This window comes from Devosia sp. Root105, assembly GCF_001424865.1.
Classification (GTDB): domain Bacteria; phylum Pseudomonadota; class Alphaproteobacteria; order Rhizobiales; family Devosiaceae; genus Devosia_A.
Genome location: NZ_LMCR01000016.1, coordinates 334,081 through 351,960, shown reverse-complemented (window position 1 = coordinate 351,960; position 17,880 = coordinate 334,081). Strand labels below are relative to the sequence as shown.

Here is a 17,880-nt window from a genome sequence, read left to right as displayed (position 1 = left end):
GAGCGCACCCGGGATTCCCTGAATTCAGAGAATCTGTCGGTCCGTTCCGCAAGGACGGGCAGAGGAGGGCGCAATCACTTTCGACGATCTATGAAAGGATTCCGATGTCGAAGCGCGATTCAGTTAAGCACAAGATCGACCGCCGTCTTGGCGAAAACCTGTGGGGTCGTCCGAAGTCCCCGCTCAACAACCGTGCCTATGGCCCCGGCCAGCACGGCCAGCGCCGCAAGGGCAAGACCTCCGACTACGGTCTGCAGCTGCGCGCCAAGCAGAAGCTCAAGGGCTATTACGGTTCGATCACCGAGAAGGCCTTCAAGAAGCTCTACACCGAAGCTTCGCGCGTCAAGGGCGACACCGGCGAGCGCCTGATCGGCCTGCTCGAGAGCCGTCTCGACGCCATCGTCTACCGCGCCAAGTTCGTGCCGACCGTGTTCGCGGCCCGTCAGTTCGTGTCGCATGGCCACATCCTAGTCAACGGCAAGCGCGTCAACATCCCATCCTACCAGGTCAAGGTCGGCGACAAGGTTGAGGTGCGCGAGCGCTCCAAGCAGCTCGGCATCGTGCTCGAAGCCAACCAGCTCGCCGAGCGCGACGTTCCCGAATACGTGGAAGTCGATCACGGTAAGCAGACCGCCGTCTACGTCCGCGTCCCGGCTTTGTCGGACGTGCCGTACCCGGTGCAGATGGAACCGAACCTGGTGGTGGAATTCTACTCGCGCTAATCGCGCGACACACCGCGGAATTGGAAAGGGCCGCCCCGATGGGGCGGCCCTTTTGTTTTGGGGCGATAGCCGCCCTTGGGCGGCCTACCCCCGCTATTGAGCCGGCGCGCCGGAGAGGGATTCCTTGATGGGTTCCTGATCGCTCGGGATGAAGCCCTCGAACTGGTGCAGGCGCTGGTAGACCGACAGCAGGTTCACAATGGTTGTCCAGGCTCGAGCGAAGAACTGGAACGACGAGGAGACCTGGCTGAACGCCGTCGAAATCTGCTGGTAGAGACCTAATGTCAGCGTTCCGGCGAGGATGGACGGCGACATGGCGAGGAGGGGTACATAGCCGACCAGGTTAAGGTACGCGTACCGCGCCAGGTTGAAGTAGGTGTAGTGGAAGTACAGCCGGAAATAGTTCTTCTGCACGTTGGCGAACAGTTGCCGCGCCGTTACCGGCTCCGCGCGATCGGCGTTGTCCTCGCCATAGACCAGCTCCTTACGATAGGCAGCCTCGACCCGCTGGTTGGCGAAGTTGAGGCCCGGAAGCTTGATGCCAACGAGGGCCAGCATCGCGGTACCGAGGGCCGCGGCGACCAATGCTACCCAAACGAGGCTACCAGGCACGGCACCCAGAATCGGGAGTTCGGTGATGTGCTGGGAGAAGCCCCAGAGCAGCGGCAGGAATACCACCAGCGTGATGAGTGAGGAGAAGAAGCTTGTGCCGAGGTCTTCCACTGTGTCGGCAAACCGCATCGTGTCTTCCTGGACGCGCTGTGCTGCGCCCTCGGTAGTGCGGATCGATGGCCAGTAGGCCATGTAGTAGGAGTTCATCGCCTTGCGCCAACGGAACACGTAGTGCGACGTGTAGAAATTGAGCAGCACCAGAACGAGGATGTTCGGCATCAGCACGGCGAAGAGGATGAATACCTGACCGTAAAACGTGGCCGGCTCCACCGATCTTGGCTGGCTGAGGGCCTGCTGCACCATATTGAAAAAGGTGCCGGACCAATCGTTGATCCAGGCATCGACCTGGACGTTGAAATAGAGAACCAGAAGGATCGCCGTCGACGAAACGACCGACCACCAGTACCACTCGTTGCGCTTGTAGAAGTACCAGAACACGCAGAACGCGATCGCGACCATCAGGACGAACTGATACTCCCAGAGCTTCGCGCCGTTGAGGAAGTTAGTATCCTCGGCGACGCAGTTGGCCGGTGTGGCGACAGGGGCGCTGCCGTCGGTCGCGGCCGGCGCGTTAGGGTTGGCAGCGCTCTGCGTTGCCGGCGCTTCATTGCTGGGCGCTGTGGAATCGGCCGTGGCTGGCGCCGGCGCGCAAATCGCCGGAGCCAGGAAACGATCAAGGCCGACTAGGGAACGGATCGGCCCACCGGCGACGAAGAAGATCACGGTGGCAAGGACCATCCAGATCACGGCCGATGAGAAGAACAGCTTGGGTTCGGGGAAAAATGAGCGGAACAAGGGAGACTCCTTGGGGTTCCGTGAGGTCGGGGTCATCTAACTGACTAAATCCGCGACCGGCAACAAATCCGGTGGAACCTTGCCGCGAGTTAAAATTGCCGCAAGCTTCCGGTAAGGCGCCGGGTTTGCTACAGCAGCGCCATGAACCAGATCGTCAGCCCAGCCGTACTCGAAGCAGATGCCGAGGACCTCTCCGGCACGCATCCGCTGTTTGCCGCGGCGCCGCGCAGCGTCGAGTTCAACAAGCTCAGGAAGCGCCTGGTCCGCAATATGCGCGAGGCGATCGAGAAGTTCGGCATGGCGCGGGCCGGCGAGAAGTGGCTGGTGGCCATTTCGGGCGGCAAGGACAGCTACGGCATGCTGGCGCTGCTGCTCGATTTGAAGTGGCGCGGGCTGCTGCCGGTGGAGCTGATCGCCTGCAACCTCGACCAGGGGCAGCCGAACTTTCCCAAGCACATCCTGCCGGAGTGGCTGACCCAGAACGGCATCACGCACCGCATCGAGTATCGGGACACCTATTCGGTGGTGACCAGCACGCTGCCGCAGGGCGCGACCTATTGTTCGCTCTGCTCGCGACTGCGGCGCGGCAATCTCTATCGCATCGCGCGCGAAGAGGGGTGCTCGGCGCTGGTGCTGGGGCATCACCGCGAGGACAGCCTCGAGACGTTCTTCATGAACCTGTTCCATGGCGGCAAGCTCGCGGCGATGCCGCCGCGGCTGATGAACGATGACGGCGATGTCGAGGTGCTGCGGCCGATGATCTACTGCGCCGAGCCGGACCTCGAGAAATTCGCCGAGCACATGGCGTTCCCGATTATTCCCTGCGACCTCTGCGGCTCGCAGGAGGGGCTGGAGCGCAACGCCATGAAGGCGATGCTCAACGACATCGAGAAGCGGATGCCGGGGCGCAAGGACATCATGATCCGCGCCTTGGGCAACGTGCGGCCGAGCCATCTGCTCGACCCGAAACTGTTCGACTTCCTTGGCCTCAGCGGCGCGCCGAAGGATGGCGCTTCCGGCGCCTGACCCCGATTACACCGAGAGTGACCATGTCCAACTTCGATATCGACCGCCTTGCCGTCATCCTGCGTGATGCGGCCAAGGCAGAAATCCTGCCGCGCTTCCGGCACCTCGACGCAGGGATGGTGCGGCAGAAGACCGATGCGATTGACCTCGTGACCGAGGCGGACGAGCAGGCGGAGCGGCGGATCAAGGCAGCAGTAGAGGCGGCCTGGCCCGAGGCGCTGTTCGTCGGCGAGGAATCGGTGGCGGCCAATCCGGCGCTGCTCGACGAACTGGATCGGGCCGCGTTCGCCATCGTCGTCGATCCGGTCGACGGCACGGCCAACTTCGCGGCGGGGCTGCCGCTGTTTGCGACGATGGCGGCGGTAGTGCGGAATGGCGAGACCATTGCCGGGATCATCTACGACCCGATGGGCGACGACTGGGTGCTGGCGGAGCAGGGCGGTGGCGCCTGGCAGCGGCGGCCGGACGGCACGCAATGGCGGCTCAAGGTGGCGACGGCGCCGGGGCTGGCCGACCTGGTCGGCCACGTGTCGATCACCTTCCTGCCGGCCGAGAGCAAGCCCACGGTGCTGGCCAACCTCGCCAAAATCAAAGTGGCGGCGAACTACCGTGTCGCCGGGCACGACTACCGGACATTCGCGACCGGCTTCTCGCACTTCGTGATGTTCAACAAGCTGATGCCGTGGGATCACCTGGGCGGAACGCTGATTTCGCAGGAGGCCGGTGGCCATGTGGCCCGGTTCGACGGCTCGGCCTATCTGCCGGCCCATCGCGACGGTGGGCTACTAATTGCGAGTGATCGCGATACCTGGAATTTACTGCGCTCAGAAGTGTTTACGCTATAGTGAGGGTCTGATCCGTCGAGGGGAGACGCGGTTTGGACCAGCTGAACTACTGGGCGATCGCCGATCGCGAAGTCGAAATCCAGAACCCGATTACCGATCGGAAGCTGCGGTTGCTCGACGATTACTGTTCCATCCGCGATGGGATGAGTGTCCTCGACATGGGCTGCGGCAAGGCCTGGCTGATGCGGCACTGGGCGGAGAAATTCGCCATCCAGGGCGTCGGCATCGACATCAACGCGCGGTTTCTCGAAGCGGCGCGCCGGAAGACCCCGGCCCGCGGCCAGCTGACCTTCCACAATGCGTCGGTAAAGGGTTTCAAGATCGAGCCGGCGTCCTACGACGTGGTGCTTTGCCTCGGCGCGGCAGCCTCGCTCGGCGACGTGCCGGCGGCGCTCGAATGGATGGCCACCGCCGCGAAACCCGGTGGGTCTCTGGTGCTCGGAACGACCGTCCTCAGGCATCCACCGGCGGTGCCGAAGGGCGATATCCTGCCGCCCGACACGGTCAGCATGATGGGGGTGATGGAGCGCCACGGCGCCGAGGTCTCAGCAACGATCAGCGCTTCGGACGCCGACTACGAGCGCTACCAGAGCCACCAGCGGCACGCGACGCTGATGTGGGCGCGCGACAACCCGAACCACCGGGACCACGCCGAGGTGCTGCAGAAGAGCCGCGACGACTGGATGCACTACCAGCGGATCATTCGGCCGATGCTCGGCTGGACCATCTTCGTGGGGCGTAAGAACGGCTGAGTGCAGGCCAGTTTTGATTCCCTCCTCGCAAGGGGAGGGGAGCGCAAGGCTTGTGCAGACGGCTCGGCAGAAAGCGCTAGACTAGTGCCCGCCGTCGTCGTGATGCGTCTCGTATTGCGGGCTGACGCCGAACAGCTTGCCCTTCTCGGCGACGAGGATTGAGACCAGCACCAGGGCGCCCATGGTGGCGTAGCCGAGCGCGTTGGGGACGATCGTGCCGTTGAAATGCTGGCCGATATAGGTGCCGATCAAGGCGCCGCCGACCGTCTGGGTGAAACCGAAGACCGAGGCGGCGGTGCCGGCGACGTTGCCGAGCGGCTCCATCGACAGCGAGTTCATGTTCGACGCGGCCCAGCCGAAGAAGAACTGGATCACCATCAGCAGCCCGAAGAACACCGGGAACGGCACCGGGCCCATCAGCGCCACGGCCACCAGGATGGCGGCGGCGCCGAGATAGACCAGCGCCGCGGTGTGGCTGAGGCGACGCATGCCGAAGCGGCGCACGACGCGCGAGTTGATGAACTGGGCGACGGCGATGGTGCCGGCCATTGCGGCAAAGGCCACCGGGAAGTACGGCCCGAGGCCATAGATCTCGACGAAGATCTGCTGGCTCGCTGAGATGAAGCCGAACATGGCGCCGAACAGGAAGGTGCCGGCGAGGCCATAGAACAGCGCCACCCGGTTGGTGACGACGATGCGGAAACCGTCGACGATCGAGCCGAAGCTGAGCGGGCGCCGGTATTCGGGGTGCATGGTCTCGGGCAGGCGGAAGAAGGCCCAGAGGCTGATCGCCGTCGCGAGGCCGCCCATGAACAGGAAGATATACTGCCAGGGGCCGGCCAGGAGGATCAGTTGCCCGATGCCCGGCGCAAGGATCGGGATGGCCATGAACACCATGAAGGTCAGCGACATGATCTCGGCCATCTCGCGGCCGGAGAACTTGTCGCGCACCACGGCCGTGGCGATGACGCGGGTGCCGGCAGCGCCCATGCCCTGGACGAAGCGCAGCGCCAGCAGCGCCCCGAAAGTGGGGGCGAAGGTCGCGGCAAAGGCGCAGATCAGGTAGATGGCGAGGCCGACCAGCAGCGGACCGCGGCGGCCGAAGCGGTCGGTAAGTGGGCCGAAGGCGAGCTGGGCAATGCCGAAGCCGAACATGTAGACGCCGACGACGAACTGCCGCTCGTTCTCGTGGCTGATACCGAATGCTTCGCCCATATAGGGCAGCGCCGGCAGCATGACGTCGATGGCCAGCGCGTTGAGCGCCATCAGCCCTGCAACAAGGATAATGAATTCAACGCGGGAGAGGTCCCGCGTGGTCGGCGATGTATCGGACATTGTTTGCTCAGAAATGGCCGGGGGAGGGCCGGAAAGGCCGGCAAGATGCGCGCATCTCCGGCCTTTGGCAACCCGCGGGCGATCAATACTTTCGAGAGGCTGAGGCTATTGCCGAGTCTTAGCTGGAAGGAGCTTGCCTCAGCTGGAACGACTGGGCGCCGAGTTCGCGGATCGGCAGGTGAATGGCCGCCGACGCGAGCCCGAGGAGGATCCCCAGGTACCATACGATGCTGTAGGAGCCGGTGTGATCGTAGACGAAGCCACCCAGCCACACCCCGACGAACGAGCCCAGCTGGTGGCTGAAGAACGCAACGCCATAGAGCATCCCCATGTAGCGGGCGCCGAAGAACAGCGTCACCAGCCCGGCCGTCAGCGGCACGGTGGAGAGCCACAGCAGGCCCATCGCGGCGGCGAAGATGTAGGCGCTGACCTCGGTGACCGGGAACAGCACGAACAGGCCAATGGCCACGGCGCGGCTGAAGTAGATCGAGGCGAGCAGCAGCTGCTTGGGGAGACGACCGCCCAGATAGCCGGCGGTGAGCGAGCCGACGATATTGAACAGCCCGATCACCGCGATGGCCCAACTGCCGACTTCCGGAGACAGGCCGCACTGCACCAGATAGGCGGGCATGTGGACGTTGACGAAGGCGAGGTGGAAGCCGCAGACGAAAAAGCCGATGACCAGGAGGCGGTAGGACCCGAAACCCCAGGCGCGGCTCAGCGCTTCCATGAACTTGAGATCGGCCTGTCCGGCGGCGCGCTCGGTGCGGCCGCGTAGCGCGAAGGTCAGCGGGATCACCAGCGCCAGGATGGCGGCGGCGTAAATAAGAGCGCTCTGCCAGCCGAAATTGCTGATGAAGGCCTGTCCGATCGGCGCGAAGGCGAACTGGCCGAATGATGAGGCCGCGGTGGCGACGCCGAAAACCAGGCTGCGCTTTTCCTGCGGCACGCGGCGACCGAAGGCGATCATCACGATGGAGAAGGACGAGGTGGCGATGCCAACCCCGGTGATCACGCCCGCCGTGAGGTTGAGCATCGAGCCGGTGGGCGAGACCACCATCAGCGCCAGACCTGCCGCATAGATCAACAGGCCGCCGATGATCACCTTGGCCGTGCCGTAACGATCGGCGAGACCGCCGGCGAACGGCTGGGCGACACCCCAGGCGAGGTTCTGGATGGCCATCGCCATGCCCCAGGCTTCGCGGGTCAGGCCGAGGTCCGACGTCATCGGCAGGGTCAGAAGACCAAAGCTGGTGCGGATGCCATTGGTCACGGCCGCGATGATGCAGCCACAGACGATCAGCGCAATCAACGGCGTCGCCACGGAACGGGAGGCGGTGATCGAGGACATGGCGGGGACTCGGGAAATCCGGGAAGGAAGACCGTGTACTTACACTTGGGCGCCGAATGCGGGAAACGCATTTCGGTTATGCCAGCCATCACGTTGCGTGATCGTGGCCTCATGCCGCAGTTGTCACGCGATCGGGGAGGATTATATGCGATGGCAGCAACGGAGCCCTCGCCGCGTGATCCGCCATATCGTCTTCTTCACCGCCAAGCCCGCCAACCTCGACGCCGTTGTCGAGGGCCTGAATCTCCTGGGCCAGATCCCGCACGCGCTGCATTTCGAGGTGACGCGGAACGCCAAGGTCGACCAGTTCGGCAACGACGTCGATGTGGTGGTCTATGCCGAGTTCGCTGACGAAGCGGCCCTGGCTGCCTACAAGGCGCACCCGATCTATGCCGAAGCCACCCGTCGCGTGCGGCCGCTGCGTGAACTGCGGTTCGCGGCGGATGTTCCGGCGCACGAGGCGAGTGTGGTGCTGCGCCGTTCGGCCTGAACGCAAGACTATTTCTTTCCCGCCATCGGATTAGCACTCGAGCGGAAGGATTTTCCAGCATTCGGCTTGCCGGGAAACTGAGCGCGCATCAGCTTTGCCGCGACCGGGAGGGCGATGATGGACATCAAGGAAACCGAAGCAATGGTGGTGCTGAGCACCAGCCGGCGGCTCACTATTGCAGCGATCACGCAGGTCAGCCCAGAGATCACCGGGCAGCTCGATGCCGAAATCGCGCGCAGCGGGCTGGAGATCGCCGGGCCGTGGGTATTCGTGGCGCGCAATCTGCCCAGGGACAGCAAGACCGAGTTCGAGCTTCGCTTCTGCCGCCCGGTACGCCGCGCCGATGGCTATGATGGGCCGTTCGCGGTTGCGCACCTTGAACCGATCATGGTGGCGAGCGCGATGCATCAGGGCTCGATGCGGACGTTGTTCACTGAGGGGTACGCGCCGCTGGTGGCGGCGATCGAGGCATCCCGACACGTCTTCTCCGGGGAAAGCCGCGAGATCTACCACCAGTGGGCCGGGCAGGGCGGGAGCTACCACCGGATCGAGATCCAGTTCGGGCTGGACTACTGAACGCAAAAAGGCCGCGTCCGAAGACGCGGCCTTTGCTATCGATCGGTGACTGGCGTCAGGCGGTCTGCTTGACCGCGATGCCCTTATCGGCGAGGTGCGATTGCAGTTCGCCCGCCTGGAACATCTCGGTGACGATGTCGGCGCCGCCGACGAACTCGCCCTTGATGTAGAGCTGCGGGATGGTCGGCCAGTTGGCGTAGGCCTTGATGCCCTCGCGCAGGTCCTGGTTCTCCAGCACATTGGCGCTCTGATAGTCGACGCCGAGATAGCCGAGAATCTGCACCACGCGGCCGGAGAAGCCGCACATCGGGAAATCCGGCGTGCCCTTCATATAGAGGAACACGTCGTTGTTCTTCACCTGCTCGTCGATCAGTGCGTTGATGTCGCTCATATGCATGCCTTTCAGGCCGGGGAGGATGCCGGCTCCGCTCTCTGGTTAAATAGTCCTGCAATGCGGCGCTGTCGAGGTGCTCATCGTCATTTGACGATGCTTAGCCGCTGCGCGATCCAGGGGTGGCCAGTGACATCCTCGAGTTCTTCGTACTGCACCGCCTCCCAGCCGTGGGCGCGGGCGGCCTTCACGATGTCCTCGCGGTCGTCGAAAAACAGCGGCGGCTCGGCCTGTCGGCCGAGGCGGTTGCTTACCCAGTCGAAATAGGGTTTTGCCGGCTTGGCGTGGCCGATCCGGGCGGAGTGGAACATGTCCTCGAACAGCTCGCCGAACTTCAGCTGCTGCCATAGCCACTGGGCCCGCATGTGTTCCTGGTTGGTGGCGAGGTAAAGCGTCGTGCCGGCGGTCTTCAGTTGCGCCACCACATCGAGCAGCGGCTGGTTGACGTTGCTGTCATGGCTCAGCCAGTAGCCAGCAAAGGCCATGCTGGGGCCGCGATAGCCGAGGCTGGGCAGGGTGCGATCCAGCGCCTCGAGCAGCGACATCTGCCCGACGATCACCTTCTTGATGAAGATGTCGTAGATGAACTCGCTCTTGAACCGCTCGGGGTCGACACCGAGGTCGGCGAGCAGGTTCTCATCCCAACGGATCTGCTTTTCCGGGCGAGCATGATAGCCGTGCACGAGCACGCCATCGACGTCGAAGAGGACGATGCGTTCCGACATATCAGGGACCCGGCCGGCGATTGATGGGCTGTTTCAGGTGATGCCGAAGCCCCTGGCCGGCGAGCGGCTCGTCAGCAAAGCGGGCGATAATGTGCAGGTGGGCATGGTCCACCGTCTGGCCACCCACACGACCGACGTTCCAGCCCAGCGTGTAGCCGTCTGGCATGTGGACATCGAGATGGGTCTTGGCCTGTGCAAGCAGAGCGAATGTGTCGCTCCACTCCGCTTCGGTCAGTTCAAACGGCGCGGTGACGTGACGATGCGGGATGATCATGCCGCCACGCTGCAGGACCGGATCTGCACTCGTCAGAAAATAGCAGGTGCCGTTGCCGAACAGGGGCTCGTCATCGAGCAAGCCGTTGTCGAGGCAGAATCGGCAGCCGGGTTCGACGTCGGATGCCATCGCATGTCCCTATCGCTGAACCAGCGTCAATCCGGCGCTTTCGTCTGTAGCGCCAGAGAATGCAGCACCGTCCCCATGTCTTCGCCAAACGCGGCGTTGACCATCTGGTGCTGCTGGACGCGGGTCTTGCCGCGGAAGGCTTCGGAGGTGACCGTTGCGGCGTAGTGATCGCCGTCGCCGGCGAGATCGCGAATCTCGACGATGGCGTCCGGAAGGGCCTTGAGGATGCGGCGTTCGATTTCGTTAGCGGCCATGCCCATGACATGTCTCCCGGTAGTTGAGCCCACCTGAGATATGGCATGCGGCAGAGGGGCGTTCAACGAGACGGGCGCCGGTTTCCCGGCGCGCGTTTGGTTTTCTGAGATCGTTCCGGTCAGGCCGCCTGGCGCTTGGGCAGCTTCCAGTTGGGCCGCACCCAGTGGCAGGTGTAACCGTTGGGGATGCGCTGCAGATAGTCCTGATGCTCGGGCTCGGCCTCCCAGAACGGGCCGACCGGCTGCAACTCGGTCACGACCTTGCCAGGCCACAGGCCGGAGGCGTCGACGTCCTTGATGGTGTCCTCGGCCACGGCCTTCTGCTCGGCGTTCTCATAGAAGATCGCAGAACGATAGGCGCGACCGACATCGTTGCCCTGCCGGTTCCTGGTCGAGGGATCGTGGATCTGGAAGAAGAACTCCAGGATGTCGCGATAGCTGATGCGGCTGGGATCGAAGTTGATCTCGACCGCCTCGGCATGGTCACCGTGGCTGCGATAGGTGGCGTTGGCGAAGCCGTCATCGCCCGAGTAGCCGACACGGGTGGAGATAATCCCGTCCTTGTGGCGCAGCAGCTCCTGCGCGCCCCAGAAACACCCGCCAGCCAGAACCGCCCGCTCAGTGGTCGTCATGATGGTCTCCATTATTTGGGATGCGCTCTATATACGCACGGACGAGGCGGAATGTTACACCCGGTCACGAATTTGGCATTGCGCGTCGTTGAGGCAGACGGCCCCCTCCTTTGCCATTCGAGCGCAGCTTCTCTTGGCCTTCTCGCCTCAAATCGCTCCACTGGAGCGATTTGCCCTACGGGACGGTTCGAAGTCCCCCATAAAGGGGGAGGTGCCGCGCCGGCGTCTTTGGCGCGATCGAAGACAGAGCCTCGACTCTTCACCTCCCCCTTGATGGGGGAGGCCGGGAGGGGGCCGTCTCGATCAGTCGGGTGCCTAGACTTCGGCGATCTCGCCCGCCATGAACTCCGGGAACCAGCCTTCGTGCGCCGCCTTGAGGTCGGCGATCGAGACCGGGCGGGCTTCGCCCAGGGTCAGCGAGGTGCCGCCGGTATTGCCGATCCAGGGGGCGAACACGCCGGCATAGGGGTAGACCTCGGCGTAGAACTTATCGAGGTTGGCCCGGCTCATGGTGACGAGGTAGCGGCCCTGGTCTTCGCCGTAGAACAGCGGCAGCGGGTCGCCGCCATCGAGCTGGTTGACGGTGGCGCCGATGCCCGAAGCCATCGCCATTTCGGCGAGACCGACCGCGAGGCCACCATCGGAAAGATCGTGCACCGCTGTCGCGATGCCATCGCGGATCAGGATGCGGACGAGGTCGCCGACTTTGCGCTCATGCGCGAGATCGACCGGCGGCGGGGTGCCGTCCTTGCGGTTGAACAGCTCGCGAAGGTAGATCGATTGGCCCAGATGCGTACCCCACCAATCCGGTGCGCCGAACAAGAGGATTGCTTCGCCTTCGGCAGCGAAGGCGGCGCGGGCCATCTTCGACCAGTCGGGGATCAGGCCGACGCCGCCAATGGTCGGGGTCGGCAGGATGCCGCGGCCGTTGGTCTCGTTGTAGAGCGAGACGTTTCCCGAGACGATCGGGAAGCCGAGCGCACGGCAGGCATCGCCGATGCCCTTCACCGCATGCACCAGCTGGCCCATGATCTCGGGGCGTTCCGGGTTGCCGAAGTTCAGGTTGTCGGTGGCGGCCAGTGGGTCGGCACCGGTAGCCGTGAGGTTACGCCAGCACTCGGCGACAGCCTGCTTTCCACCTTCGTAGGCGTCGGCCTCGCAGTAACGCGGGGTGACGTCGGAGGTGAAGGCGAGCGCCTTGGTGGGATGACCATCGACGCGGATGACGCCGGCATCGCCGCCGGGGCGCTGCAGCGAGTTGCCCTGGATCAGCGTGTCGTACTGCTCGTACACCCAGCGGCGCGACGAGAGCGCCGGCGAGCCGAGCAGCTTCAGCAGCGCATCGGCGATGTCCATCTGCGGAATGTCGTCGGCGGCGAGCGCCGGAGGCACCACCGGCGCGGTCCACGGGCGGTCGTATTCCGGCGCTTCGTCGCCGAGCTGCTTGATCGGCAGGTTGGCGACTTCCTCGCCCTGCCACATGACGCGGAAGCGGAGGTCGTCGGTGGTCACGCCGACGGTAGCGAAGTCGAGCTCCCACTTTTCGAAGACGGCGCGGGCCTCAGCTTCCTTCTCGGGATGCAGCACCATGAGCATGCGCTCCTGGCTTTCCGACAGCATCATCTCGTAGGGCGTCATCGCATCTTCGCGCACCGGCACCATGTCGAGGTTGAGCTCGACGCCGAGGTCGCCCTTGGCGCCCATTTCCACGGCCGAGCAGGTGAGCCCGGCGGCGCCCATGTCCTGGATGGCGATCACCGCACCGGTGGCCATCAGCTCGAGGCAGGCCTCGAGCAGGCGTTTTTCAGTGAAGGGGTCGCCGACCTGCACGGTGGGGCGTTTCTCCTCGATGTCGTCGCCGAACTCGGCCGAGGCCATGGTGGCGCCGCCGACGCCGTCGCGGCCGGTCTTGGCGCCGAGATAGACGACAGGCAGGCCGACGCCTTCGGCCTTGGAATAGAAAATCTTGTCGGTATCGGCGAGGCCGGCGGCGAAGGCATTGACCAGGATATTGCCGTTATAGCGCTCGTCGAATTCGACCTCGCCGCCAACGGTGGGGACGCCGAAGGAGTTGCCGTAGCCGCCGACGCCGGCGACGACACCGGAGACAAGGTGCTTGGTCTTTTCGTGCTTGGGATCACCGAAACGCAGCGCGTTCATCGCCGCAACGGGCCGCGCCCCCATGGTGAAGACGTCGCGCAGGATGCCGCCCACGCCGGTCGCTGCGCCCTGGTAGGGCTCGATGTAGCTGGGGTGGTTGTGCGATTCCATCTTGAAGACGATAGCCTGGCCATCGCCGATATCGACGACGCCGGCATTTTCGCCCGGCCCCTGGATCACCAACTGGCCTGATGTCGGCAGGGTCCGCAGCCATTTCTTCGAGCTCTTGTACGAGCAGTGCTCGTTCCACATCGCCGAGAAGATGCCGAGCTCGGTATAGGTCGGCGTGCGGCCGATCAGCTGCAGGATCTTCTGGTACTCGTCGAGCTTAAGTCCATGGTCGGCAACAAGCTCTGGCGTGATGGTGATGTGGTTGTTGAAGGTCATCCGATTCCGGCCCTGATCCGCTGGCGTTCGCTATAGCGGATACGACTCGCGGGGGACACCACAAATGCCTCAGATTTCCCCGCCGACCAGCATGGCAAGGCTGGAATTGTAGTATTGCGGGTCGCCGGTGACCTCGTCGCCGAGCCAGTCGGGCAGGTCGAGCTTGCCGGTCGGGGATTCGAGCTCGACTTCGGCGATCAGCAGGCCGGCGTGCCGGCCCTGGAATTCATCGACCACCCAATCACCGCCGGGCAGGTCGAGGAGATGTCGCAGCTTCTCGATCTGCGCGCCGCGGACGTAACCCAGCATCTGCCGTGCGTCGGCGATCGGCACTTCGTACTCGAACTCGGCGCGGGCGAGAGCCGAGCCGCCGCTCTTGATGGTGATGTAGCCGAGCCGGTCATCGACGGTCCGGACGCGTACGGTGACGCCGCTGCCGGCGGTGAGGTAGCCCTGGCGCAGCAGTTGGGTGGCGGTCACAAGGTCGCGCCAGCCGGCACTGGCGATGAGGTATTTCCGCTCGATCTCGATGCCCATTACTCAGCCGCCTCGCGTCTCATCCAGCCCTCGAGATAGGCGGAGAAGCGCGCCTTGAGGGCTTTGGGCTTTTCGGCGAAGACCTGCCGGCCGAGGGTTGCGATCCTCGCTTCGATCTCGGCTTGGCGCCGGTCGGCCGCATCGGTTGCGAACGCCACATCGATACCCGGACCGAGGTCGGCCGGCGAAGTGTTCAGCAGGTCCTGCAGCACCGCCAGGTCGTGATGCAGGCCCAACTGGTCGGCGAGATCGCCGGCACATTTATGGGCAGAGGGCAGGATCTCCTGGGCGCAGCCCTCGAGCAGCCCCAGTTGGTTCCAATGGTACTTGCTGTACTTGCGCCACTCGTGGAAGGCCTCGTCGGTACGGCGTCGATTGGCTTCCCGGCCGGTGTGGCAACCACGGCCGTAAGTGTGCTTGAGGCCGCTGGCGAGGGTATCGAGATCGATTCGCTGGACATGCCAATCGCCGCTGCGCTCATCGAGGTTGCGCATCTGTTTGGCAAAACTGCGCAGGGCTGCCACTTCGCCGTCATGGTCGGCCGTGTCGGACGGCAGAGGCGGCGCCGGCCGGTGGGCCCACGCCATCAGTTCGATGTATGTCTGCTGGGTAACCCGCATGTCGCGGGCGGCGGCGAGGCTGCGCGACGCATCGCGCACGAAGGCATCTTCGGCAGCGTAAGCAGCGAAGCCCGGGCGGACCAGGCGGAACAGGGCGCGCAGTTTCTTACAGCGCCGGCGGGCCTCGTGCACCCGCCTTTCGGGCGACTCCTGGCCGTTCTCGGCGCCGGCGATGGCCTTGCCGATCTGCTCACGCGCTATACGCAGGAACCCGTCACCCACGGTGACATCGTCCCGCGACCACTCGAAACTCATGGACTTACCGCCCCGATGAAAGGGCGAGCTTAGGGGCGAGCGAGTGTCACAAACAAGGCGTCAGACTCGAGCCAGGCATCAGACTCGCGCCAGCTGCCGGCGGCCGAGCCAGCGGTCGACGGCGACGGTCAGCGCATAGATCGCGACGAAGCCGATCAGCATGCCGAGGCAGCCGATGGCGACCTGGCCGTAACCCAGCTGGTCGACGTTGAGAACGGGGTAGGGGTACTCGTGCACCAGCGCGCCGCGGAGCATCACCACGATGACGTAGAGGAGGGGATAAAGCAGCATCTTCGGCACGTCGGCGAAGCGCAGCGCGCCGTGCTCGGGCGTCAGCAGCCACCACAGCACGAACAGCCATGGCGCCAGGTAGTGCATGTAGATGTTGAGGACGTTGTCGATGCCGGTGAAGGACTCGAGGCCCGACAGAAAGAAGATGTAGTAGACCGACACCATGACGATCGAGCCGACCGTCAGCCCGCGGGCGAAGGGACGGTTCCACCAGCCGAGCCAACCCCAGCTGGTCACCGCCGCAACGTAGCAGAGCGCCATCATCAGGTTGGTGAGCACGGTGAAGAAGGTGAAGAGAAAGGCCAGCGCCCCGACCAGGTTGTCGCCGCTCTCGAGCCGGCTGGTCAGTGTCAGCCAGGTGCGCGCCAGCAGGGTAATCGGCCCGGCGATGGCGCCGAACCACAGCAACACCGTTCGTAGCGTCATGCCGGTTTCCCCCTCTGCGCCAAAACGCGATCGCCCCAGACAATGATCACGGAAAAGATGCTGACGGCAACCAGCAGCACGGCAACGCCGATCGCCACCCCGCCATAGCCGAACTTGCCGGCATCGAGGATATCATAGGGGTACTCGTGGACCACGGCGCCGCGCAGCAGAACCCAGGCCACATAACCGATGCCCGGCAGCAGCATCAGCCCGATATGCTGGAAGCGCAGCACGCCATGCGGCGCGAACAGGGCCCACCAGACGAGGTAGAGGATCGGCGCGACATAGTGGAGCAACCAGGTGGCGATGCCGAGCGCCCCTTCGAGCTGCAGCGTCGGGGCCAGCATGAAGTGGTAGTAGAGCATTACCAGCGTGATGAAGGCGGCCGCCGAGGCCATGATCACCGGCCGGCGGAACCAGCCAAGCCAGTTCCAGCCTGACAGCACGGCGGCGTAGGTCAGCAGCAGCCACAGGTTGGTCAGGTGGGTGAAGTAGGTCCAGAAGTAGATGAACGCGTCGGGGAACGACCGCGCCACCAGATTGGTCGTCGAAACGGTCATCACTGACGGGAAGATGGCCGACCAGTCGAGCGCAAGGCCGGCAGCGCCGGCAAGGATCGCGGCCCAGGCGAGCAATATCCGCAATTGGCAATCTCAGCAGAAATCGTTGCAATGAGCTGAGACTAGAGCGCGTCGCGGCGATCCGCCATCGCAAGTTGGACCGCGGTCGCGAGGGTAGGGCGCGCCCCGGCGCTATCGCCAGAGCGCCCGAGCAGTTTTTCCGCTAGCGCAGCAGCCACCAGTCGGCGCTCAACCAATCCTGCCCGATCGGGCTGATCGCCAGCGCGCCGCTTTCGACATTGAGGTAGGCGTCGGCCTGCCAGACGTTGCGGAAGCGCACGTAGTAGCCACCGCCGCTCGGCTCCATCTGCCACATCGCCGATTGCCACTCGGGCTGGATCGGCCCCACCGCGAGATAGCCGTTCTCGACATGCAGGTACTCGTCGGGCTTCCAGACGCTATGGATACGGACATAGCCGCCCTCCACCGGATCAAGGGTCCAGCGGGCACTCAGCCAGTCGAGCAGGATGGTGGTGCTGGTGGGCTGGCCGGTCTCATTGTTGAGGAACGCGCTGGCGATCCACCGGCTGCCGATCCGCACTTCCTGACCCACGCCGCCCAGCTGGCCGCCGCCCTTGCCGACCACGTTGAAGTTGAGCAGCAGGTTGACCGGCTGCAATCCCTTCTGCTGCACGATCACCGGGATACTGGCCGGGCCCGGCACGGCGACGTTGTTGTAGCAGTTCGCTCCGATGTTGGGTGCCTGGCAGGCATAGACGAAGAAGCCCCAGCTATAGGTCCCGACCCAGTTGAACACATCCTGCGCGCCGTCGAGATCGACGACCTGGATGCCGTTGGCGTGGTTGCCGAACTGGTCGAGCATGTTGGGGACCAGCACCTCGACGGGATCGGCGGTGTTGCGACGGTAGCCGCTGATCAGCAGGTGGCAGTTGAGGCTGGGCAGCTGCCCGATGACGATCTCGGTCGGGCAATCGACGGTGACCATCAGCGGGCCTTCATCCGGACCGCCTCCTCCACCGCCTCCGCCGCCGCCACCACCGCCCGTGTCGGTCGCCGAGACGCGATAGCGATAGGTGACGCCATAGCCGTAAAACGCTCCGATTCTGAGCTCGATGGTCGAACCGTCGGCGAGTGTCGGCGACGGCGTAACATGGACCGAAATCGAGTTCGTCCGGCTTTCGGACCCGCCCTGTTGTGCGTCGGGCACCGACACGTCGGCGCTGGCCGGGTCCTTGTCGAACTCAAAGCCACCCGTGGGGCTGTTCATGCCGATGCCCGCATAGATGCGATTCGGCGTTGCCTTGCCCTCGATGGTCATGTTGACCGTAAAGCCGGCGCCGTCGCTGGTGCGTGGTGGCGGCGTCCAGGTGTAGTCGGCCTGATAAGTCTTGTACTGAGCGTCCTCGATCGAGATGTGCCCGTCTGCGACGCCCCAGCGCGGATCGTTGCCGGGGTCATCCGGCACGATCTCGATCATCTCGAGATACGGCCCCTGGGCCGAGGCGCTGCCGGCGAAAACAAAAAGGACGGCTAGGCCGCCCATCATCATCGCCAGAAAGAAGGACAAGACCGCCGGCGCCAGGCCAGCCTCTCCCAGTCGCCAACGCATCGTCCCTCTCCCGGGCTCGAGCCAGCGCCGCAACGAGACGATTCC

The 17,880-nt window shown here is 64.3% G+C and carries 20 protein-coding genes; 6 read left to right on the top strand and 14 right to left on the bottom strand.

All coding sequences use genetic code 11. From position 1 onward, the window contains the following. The first annotated feature begins 104 nt into the window (after positions 1 to 104). Positions 105 to 722: a 30S ribosomal protein S4 gene (rpsD, locus tag ASC68_RS17890; protein ID WP_055882197.1), complete on the top strand. Its 618-nt coding sequence runs from the start codon at positions 105 to 107 to the stop codon at positions 720 to 722. Positions 723 to 815: 93 nt separating this feature from the next. Here rpsD and ASC68_RS17885 read toward each other — a convergent pair whose 3' ends face one another. Continuing rightward, positions 816 to 2,189, bottom strand: coding sequence for an SbmA/BacA-like family transporter (locus ASC68_RS17885; protein WP_055882194.1), 1,374 nt, complete (start codon positions 2,187 to 2,189; stop codon positions 816 to 818). A gap of 141 nt (positions 2,190 to 2,330) precedes the next feature. Between ASC68_RS17885 and ttcA the strand changes: the two genes are divergently transcribed. From ttcA to ASC68_RS17870, 3 genes are read left to right on the top strand one after another with little or no spacing between them, the layout of a single operon-like run. Then, a complete protein-coding gene (gene ttcA, locus ASC68_RS17880) occupies positions 2,331 to 3,215 on the top strand; it encodes a tRNA 2-thiocytidine(32) synthetase TtcA (protein WP_055882193.1) in 885 nt (294 codons plus the stop codon). A 23-nt stretch (positions 3,216 to 3,238) separates the two neighbouring features. After that, entirely contained in the window at positions 3,239 to 4,060 is an 822-nt protein-coding gene (locus tag ASC68_RS17875) for an inositol monophosphatase family protein (protein ID WP_055882190.1), read from the top strand. Between the two features lie 32 nt (positions 4,061 to 4,092). Further along, complete coding sequence (locus ASC68_RS17870) at positions 4,093 to 4,812, top strand: class I SAM-dependent methyltransferase (protein ID WP_055882188.1); 720 nt, start codon at positions 4,093 to 4,095, stop codon at positions 4,810 to 4,812. 81 nt (positions 4,813 to 4,893) lie between these two features. Here ASC68_RS17870 and ASC68_RS17865 read toward each other — a convergent pair whose 3' ends face one another. After that, a complete protein-coding gene (locus ASC68_RS17865; RefSeq protein WP_055882186.1) occupies positions 4,894 to 6,147 on the bottom strand; it encodes a multidrug effflux MFS transporter in 1,254 nt (417 codons plus the stop codon). A 118-nt stretch (positions 6,148 to 6,265) separates the two neighbouring features. Further along, positions 6,266 to 7,498, bottom strand: a complete 1,233-nt coding sequence (locus tag ASC68_RS17860) for an MFS transporter (RefSeq protein WP_055882182.1) — start codon at positions 7,496 to 7,498, stop codon at positions 6,266 to 6,268. Between the two features lie 175 nt (positions 7,499 to 7,673). Between ASC68_RS17860 and ASC68_RS17855 the strand changes: the two genes are divergently transcribed. Further along, on the top strand, positions 7,674 to 7,988 hold the full coding sequence (locus ASC68_RS17855; protein ID WP_055882179.1) for a Dabb family protein: 315 nt from the start codon (positions 7,674 to 7,676) through the stop codon (positions 7,986 to 7,988). A gap of 117 nt (positions 7,989 to 8,105) precedes the next feature. Continuing rightward, positions 8,106 to 8,564 carry a hypothetical protein gene (locus ASC68_RS17850; RefSeq protein WP_055882176.1) on the top strand — a complete coding sequence of 153 codons (459 nt, stop codon included), beginning with the start codon at positions 8,106 to 8,108 and terminating at the stop codon, positions 8,562 to 8,564. Between the two features lie 55 nt (positions 8,565 to 8,619). Here ASC68_RS17850 and grxD read toward each other — a convergent pair whose 3' ends face one another. The 11 genes from grxD to ASC68_RS17795 all read right to left on the bottom strand — a co-directional run bounded on the left by grxD (position 8,620) and on the right by ASC68_RS17795 (position 17,835). Further along, a complete protein-coding gene (gene grxD / locus ASC68_RS17845) occupies positions 8,620 to 8,955 on the bottom strand; it encodes a Grx4 family monothiol glutaredoxin (protein ID WP_055882173.1) in 336 nt (111 codons plus the stop codon). A gap of 86 nt (positions 8,956 to 9,041) precedes the next feature. Beyond that, a complete protein-coding gene (locus ASC68_RS17840; RefSeq protein ID WP_055882170.1) occupies positions 9,042 to 9,680 on the bottom strand; it encodes an HAD-IA family hydrolase in 639 nt (212 codons plus the stop codon). A gap of 1 nt (position 9,681) precedes the next feature. Next, positions 9,682 to 10,083: an HIT domain-containing protein gene (locus tag ASC68_RS17835; RefSeq protein WP_082528249.1), complete on the bottom strand. Its 402-nt coding sequence runs from the start codon at positions 10,081 to 10,083 to the stop codon at positions 9,682 to 9,684. A gap of 26 nt (positions 10,084 to 10,109) precedes the next feature. After that, positions 10,110 to 10,343 carry a BolA family transcriptional regulator gene (locus tag ASC68_RS17830; protein WP_055882167.1) on the bottom strand — a complete coding sequence of 78 codons (234 nt, stop codon included), beginning with the start codon at positions 10,341 to 10,343 and terminating at the stop codon, positions 10,110 to 10,112. A gap of 113 nt (positions 10,344 to 10,456) precedes the next feature. After that, the gene (msrA, locus tag ASC68_RS17825) at positions 10,457 to 10,969 is read right to left on the bottom strand and encodes a peptide-methionine (S)-S-oxide reductase MsrA (protein ID WP_055882164.1); all 513 of its coding nucleotides are present in this window, start codon (positions 10,967 to 10,969) and stop codon (positions 10,457 to 10,459) included. A 315-nt stretch (positions 10,970 to 11,284) separates the two neighbouring features. After that, entirely contained in the window at positions 11,285 to 13,516 is a 2,232-nt protein-coding gene (purL, locus tag ASC68_RS17820; protein WP_055882161.1) for a phosphoribosylformylglycinamidine synthase subunit PurL, read from the bottom strand. Positions 13,517 to 13,585: 69 nt separating this feature from the next. Next, positions 13,586 to 14,053 carry a CYTH domain-containing protein gene (locus tag ASC68_RS17815; RefSeq protein ID WP_055882158.1) on the bottom strand — a complete coding sequence of 156 codons (468 nt, stop codon included), beginning with the start codon at positions 14,051 to 14,053 and terminating at the stop codon, positions 13,586 to 13,588. Beyond that, a complete protein-coding gene (locus tag ASC68_RS17810; protein WP_055882156.1) occupies positions 14,053 to 14,928 on the bottom strand; it encodes a CHAD domain-containing protein in 876 nt (291 codons plus the stop codon). Before ASC68_RS17810 ends, ASC68_RS17815 begins: the two co-directional genes overlap by 1 nt. Before the next feature lie 78 nt (positions 14,929 to 15,006). Beyond that, entirely contained in the window at positions 15,007 to 15,645 is a 639-nt protein-coding gene (locus ASC68_RS17805) for a Pr6Pr family membrane protein (RefSeq protein ID WP_055882154.1), read from the bottom strand. Beyond that, on the bottom strand, positions 15,642 to 16,289 hold the full coding sequence (locus tag ASC68_RS17800; RefSeq protein ID WP_156387372.1) for a Pr6Pr family membrane protein: 648 nt from the start codon (positions 16,287 to 16,289) through the stop codon (positions 15,642 to 15,644). The genes ASC68_RS17805 and ASC68_RS17800 overlap by 4 nt, the downstream gene beginning before the upstream one ends. A gap of 139 nt (positions 16,290 to 16,428) precedes the next feature. Then, positions 16,429 to 17,835: an RICIN domain-containing protein gene (locus ASC68_RS17795; RefSeq protein WP_055882147.1), complete on the bottom strand. Its 1,407-nt coding sequence runs from the start codon at positions 17,833 to 17,835 to the stop codon at positions 16,429 to 16,431. Positions 17,836 to 17,880: the final 45 nt, after the last annotated feature.

What these genes read in the sequence shown, in the direction of transcription:
- ASC68_RS17835 (WP_082528249.1), bottom strand. Translation starts at nt 10,083, where the DNA reads ATGGCATCCGACGTCGAACCCGGCTGCCGATTCTGCCTCGACAACGGC.
- msrA (WP_055882164.1), bottom strand. Translation starts at nt 10,969, where the DNA reads ATGACGACCACTGAGCGGGCGGTTCTGGCTGGCGGGTGTTTCTGGGGC.
- ASC68_RS17810 (WP_055882156.1), bottom strand. Translation starts at nt 14,928, where the DNA reads ATGAGTTTCGAGTGGTCGCGGGACGATGTCACCGTGGGTGACGGGTTC.
- ASC68_RS17840 (WP_055882170.1), bottom strand. Translation starts at nt 9,680, where the DNA reads ATGTCGGAACGCATCGTCCTCTTCGACGTCGATGGCGTGCTCGTGCAC.
- ASC68_RS17865 (WP_055882186.1), bottom strand. Translation starts at nt 6,147, where the DNA reads ATGTCCGATACATCGCCGACCACGCGGGACCTCTCCCGCGTTGAATTC.
- ASC68_RS17860 (WP_055882182.1), bottom strand. Translation starts at nt 7,498, where the DNA reads ATGTCCTCGATCACCGCCTCCCGTTCCGTGGCGACGCCGTTGATTGCG.
- purL (WP_055882161.1), bottom strand. Translation starts at nt 13,516, where the DNA reads ATGACCTTCAACAACCACATCACCATCACGCCAGAGCTTGTTGCCGAC.
- ASC68_RS17795 (WP_055882147.1), bottom strand. Translation starts at nt 17,835, where the DNA reads ATGCGTTGGCGACTGGGAGAGGCTGGCCTGGCGCCGGCGGTCTTGTCC.
- ASC68_RS17830 (WP_055882167.1), bottom strand. Translation starts at nt 10,343, where the DNA reads ATGGGCATGGCCGCTAACGAAATCGAACGCCGCATCCTCAAGGCCCTT.
- ASC68_RS17815 (WP_055882158.1), bottom strand. Translation starts at nt 14,053, where the DNA reads ATGGGCATCGAGATCGAGCGGAAATACCTCATCGCCAGTGCCGGCTGG.
- ASC68_RS17850 (WP_055882176.1), top strand. Translation starts at nt 8,106, where the DNA reads ATGGACATCAAGGAAACCGAAGCAATGGTGGTGCTGAGCACCAGCCGG.
- grxD (WP_055882173.1), bottom strand. Translation starts at nt 8,955, where the DNA reads ATGAGCGACATCAACGCACTGATCGACGAGCAGGTGAAGAACAACGAC.
- ASC68_RS17805 (WP_055882154.1), bottom strand. Translation starts at nt 15,645, where the DNA reads ATGACGCTACGAACGGTGTTGCTGTGGTTCGGCGCCATCGCCGGGCCG.
- rpsD (WP_055882197.1), top strand. Translation starts at nt 105, where the DNA reads ATGTCGAAGCGCGATTCAGTTAAGCACAAGATCGACCGCCGTCTTGGC.
- ASC68_RS17875 (WP_055882190.1), top strand. Translation starts at nt 3,239, where the DNA reads ATGTCCAACTTCGATATCGACCGCCTTGCCGTCATCCTGCGTGATGCG.
- ttcA (WP_055882193.1), top strand. Translation starts at nt 2,331, where the DNA reads ATGAACCAGATCGTCAGCCCAGCCGTACTCGAAGCAGATGCCGAGGAC.